We start from the raw sequence: 3546 nt of genomic DNA on the forward strand, positions 1-3546 counted from the left end.
GATGGCGCGGTGCACGGGGGCTGGGACATGCCGTCGCTGGTGTCGTGAACCGGGTGCGTGTGCTCCGGCCGCAGGTGGGCCGCATGAGGTGAGAGCCGCCGGGCGAGCGACGGCGGGTGCTACGGCGCGACCGGATGCGCGGTCGTGTGCACTGCCCTGAAGGGTGTTGCCTGTCAGCGGAGTTGGCTGAATGCCTGGTCGGCGTCGGCCACGGCTTCGGGGTGGACGTCCTGGGCGGTGCGGCCGTCGGCGATCTTCTGCCAGTTGGCCCGCGCGAGCACCCGTTGGACCGCGAGTACCTGGGCGGCTCGCAGGCGTGCCTGGATGCCTTCGCCGAGGGCGTCGGCCAGTGCTTTCTCGTCCTGGAGCTGGTACTGGGTGAGGCGTCCTGCCAGGCTCGGCGTGTTGAACACCAGGCGGTGGAACGCCACTACCTCGGGGTGGTCGTTGAGGCCGGTGACGGGGTCGTACCGGTCGAGACCGGCCCGGAAGTGCTGGTGCAGCGCGGTCACCGGCTCGGCGCCGGGCCTGCGGTCGCGTACGACGCGTGCCGCCTCTCCCTGATGGTCCGCGAACCGGTGCAGGACCAGGTCTTCCTTGGTGGGGAAGTACCGGAACAGGGTCGGTTTGGAGACCCCGGCCGCCGCGGCGATGTCATTGACGGAGACGCGGTCGAAGCCGTGTTCCAGGAACAGCGAGACGGCCGCGTCGCCGATGGCGTCGCGTGTCTGCTCCTTCTTCCGGGCCCGCAATCCCGTCGGCTCGCTCATCCACCCACAGTAACATTCGTAACCGAGTTGCTTTTTTAACCGAGTAACGTTTCCATTGGGCCGCATGAAACAGACAGACACTCCTCCCGTACTCGTCACCGGGGCAACGGGCCGCATCGGCCGCATCGTCATCGACCGACTCCTCGACGCGGGTGTATCGGTCCGCGCCCTGGCCCATCGCGCCGAAGCGGCGGCGACACTGCCGGCGAAGGCCGAGGTCTTCACCGGCGACCTCACCGCACCCGAGTCACTCGACCCGGCACTGAAGGGTGCCGGCGCGGTCTTCCTCGTCTGGACCGCCCCGCCGCAGACAGCCGCAGCAGTCATCGAGCGGCTCGCAGCCCACGTGCCGCGGGTCGTCTTCCTCTCCTCTCCGCACCAGACACCGCACCCTCTCTTCCAGCAGCCCAACCCCATGGCAGCCCTGCACGCCGACATCGAACACCTCATCGCGGCCACCGCGCTCCGATCGACGATCATCCGGCCGGGCATGCTCGCGTCCAACTCACTGGCCTGGTGGGCACCCGCGATCCGCGGCGGCCAGACCGTCCGATGGCCCTACGGCGCCACCGAGACCGCACCCGTCGACGACCGCGACGTCGCAGCCGTCGCCGCACAGACACTCCGTCAGGACACACACGCCGGAGGCGACTACGTCCTCACAGGCCCCGAATCACTGACGCAGGCCGCACAGGTAAGCACCATCGGTGACGTTCTGGGGCAGCAGATCCCCTTCGAGGAGATGACACCGGACGAGTTCCGGAACCTGTCGAAGGGCACGGCGCCCGGTCCGGTCATCGACATGCTCCTCACCGCGTGGAGCGCAGCGGCCGGACAGCCCGCATACGTCACCACTACGGTGGCCGACATCCTCGGAACACCGCCGCGAACGTTCCGCCAGTGGGCCACCGACCATGCCACCGCGTTCACACAGAGCCCGCAGGACTACCAGAGTCGGCGGTCGAGGAACTCGGCCCAGATGAAACCGATGTAGCCACTGAAGGCAGGTGGATCGATCTCCTTGAGTTCGTCTGCGAGCAGGCCGAGCTCGGTCAGGGCTTCGTCCTCGCGGTCATCCGGATCGCTGAGGATCTCGGACTCGCTGACGTGCAGGCCGTAGTGGTGCAGGGTCCGCAGCCACAGCTCGACGGAGGAGTTGGCGAACCACGCCTCGCCTTGTGGAAGGACGTAGTAGACCGTGCCTGTCCCGGGTTCGGCGCCGAACGACCATTCCATGCCAGGCACGAGGCCGCCATGGTGATTCCGGGTGAGGCGGTAGAGCGACCTGCCATCTGCCGTCTGGAGTGCCGGAGCCGCCTCCACCTGGAACGATACGTACTCGATCAACTGATCCACGATGGGGATCCCGACGTCAACCAGTAGTGCCTTCTGCTCCTCGGGGATCTGCCAGCCCGCCACGACTGCCGGGTCTGCCCTGGTGACGTTCCCGGTGCCGGCCCAGGCGGTGATCTCGTCAAACGTCGTCATGTGAGGCCCTTCCGGAACTGGCTACGTTGCGGACCCTATCGAGCAGGGCTGACAGGCACGCGGCCCAGCTGAGGGGGCCTGTGCCCGCGCTGCCGTCAGTACCGAGGTGTTCGGCGGCGTAGGCACGCACATCGTCGCGGACAGCATCAGCGTCCCAGCGGGCGTAGCGCAGCAGACGCTGCATCGGCCCAGGCCGCGCATGGCCGGCCTGCTCGGCCAGTTGCCAGCAGTTCTTCCGTCAGCGGGCAGGATCTACGTCATGGCCTGCGGCCGGCCACCGCACGATCTTCAGGCGTCCACACAACCCTCGATGATCACGCGGTGGCCGTACCCGTCCCCGGCTGGGTCTACGACAAAATCGCGAACGGAGTGGAGTACCAACAACGGTTATCAAGAAGGTAGGTGGTTGATCGGACGAGTTCGGAGCCAGTACGAACGGGCCGCGATGATCAGCGCGACGCCGTAGCCGGCGAATGCGACCATGCCGATCCATCCCATCAGCAGGGCGTCTCCCGAGGAGTGGGCGTCGCCTTGCCGCATTGTCACCACGCCAGCGGTGGCCAGAGCGCAGTAGCCCAGCCCGAGCAGTCCGTAGGGAGCGAGGGTGGCGGCGCCGAGCAAGGCCGGGGTCAGCAGGAGCCAGCGCGGAACGCGGCGGCCGCGCAGGAGGAGCGCCCAGCGCGGGAAGACCTGACCCCAAGGGCAGACCAGTCCCCACAGCAGAAAGGTGCCGAGTACGGCCAGCAGCACGGTGACGTCCAAGCCCCAGGACTCCATGGTGAGCCAGATCTCTGAGGCACCGTTGCGCTCGGAGTTGACCAGCATCTCCTCCATGTTCGTCCCGGCGAAGGTGCCGCCGAACACCCAAACCAGCTTCATCGCGATGTACGGGATGAAGGCCACGGTACCGGCGCCGGCAGCGAGTTGGACCTGCTTGGTGGCCCAGGAGGGCGCTGGCGCGGTGGCGCTGGTGGTTGGGCGGCGGTCGGCTCGGGCGGTCGCCGCGAGCAGCAGCGCACCAACGGCCGCCAGCGAATGGTTAGCGGCGGCTATCCGGCTGTCCACTCCTTGGCCGACCATCAGCGTGATCACGTCCATCAGCAGACTGAACGCGGCGATCCCAGCCAGCCCACAGAGCGCCCAGAGCAGTACCCGCAGCGTCGGCCGCAACCCTTGGCGCACCACCAACCCACAGACCAGGACCGCCAGTGCGCCCACCGCCGCGACGGCCCAATCGAGCGCGGCGGCCCCCCGGATGCTGCCGTCGTGGAACAGCGACACCCCGCTC

Annotated in this window: 4 protein-coding genes and 1 pseudogene; 1 reads left to right on the forward strand and 4 read right to left on the reverse strand. The window is 68.0% G+C overall.

Annotated features, from left to right (window positions below; all coding sequences use genetic code 11):
- Positions 1 to 173: 173 nt before the first annotated feature.
- Positions 174 to 770 (reverse strand): TetR/AcrR family transcriptional regulator, encoded by a 597-nt coding sequence (locus NGF19_RS30175; RefSeq protein WP_252429101.1) that lies wholly within the window; start codon positions 768 to 770, stop codon positions 174 to 176.
- A 64-nt stretch (positions 771 to 834) separates the two neighbouring features.
- On the opposite strand from NGF19_RS30175, the gene NGF19_RS30180 reads away from it, so the two are divergent.
- Positions 835 to 1764: an NAD(P)H-binding protein gene (locus NGF19_RS30180; protein ID WP_252429102.1), complete on the forward strand. Its 930-nt coding sequence runs from the start codon at positions 835 to 837 to the stop codon at positions 1762 to 1764.
- Here the strand turns inward: NGF19_RS30180 and NGF19_RS30185 are convergent.
- The 3 genes and pseudogenes from NGF19_RS30185 to NGF19_RS30195 form a co-directional block, all read right to left on the reverse strand.
- Complete coding sequence (locus NGF19_RS30185; protein WP_252429103.1) at positions 1716 to 2258, reverse strand: SUKH-4 family immunity protein; 543 nt, start codon at positions 2256 to 2258, stop codon at positions 1716 to 1718. The genes NGF19_RS30180 and NGF19_RS30185 overlap by 49 nt on opposite strands.
- Positions 2259 to 2358: 100 nt before the next feature.
- Positions 2359 to 2496: pseudogene (locus tag NGF19_RS30190) on the reverse strand (IS701 family transposase); the annotation flags it as partial.
- Between the two features lie 152 nt (positions 2497 to 2648).
- The coding region (locus NGF19_RS30195; RefSeq protein WP_372506046.1) for a hypothetical protein at positions 2649 to 3546 on the reverse strand (898 nt) is incomplete at its 5' end.

The sequence above is a fragment of the Streptomyces macrolidinus genome (assembly GCF_023887685.1).
GTDB classification, from domain to species: Bacteria; Actinomycetota; Actinomycetes; order Streptomycetales; family Streptomycetaceae; genus Streptomyces; species Streptomyces macrolidinus.

Excerpts from the sequence above, each read along its gene's own strand:
- NGF19_RS30175 (WP_252429101.1), bottom strand. The coding sequence starts at position 770 with ATGAGCGAGCCGACGGGATTGCGGGCCCGGAAGAAGGAGCAGACACGC.
- NGF19_RS30180 (WP_252429102.1), top strand. The coding sequence starts at position 835 with ATGAAACAGACAGACACTCCTCCCGTACTCGTCACCGGGGCAACGGGC.
- NGF19_RS30185 (WP_252429103.1), bottom strand. The coding sequence starts at position 2,258 with ATGACGACGTTTGACGAGATCACCGCCTGGGCCGGCACCGGGAACGTC.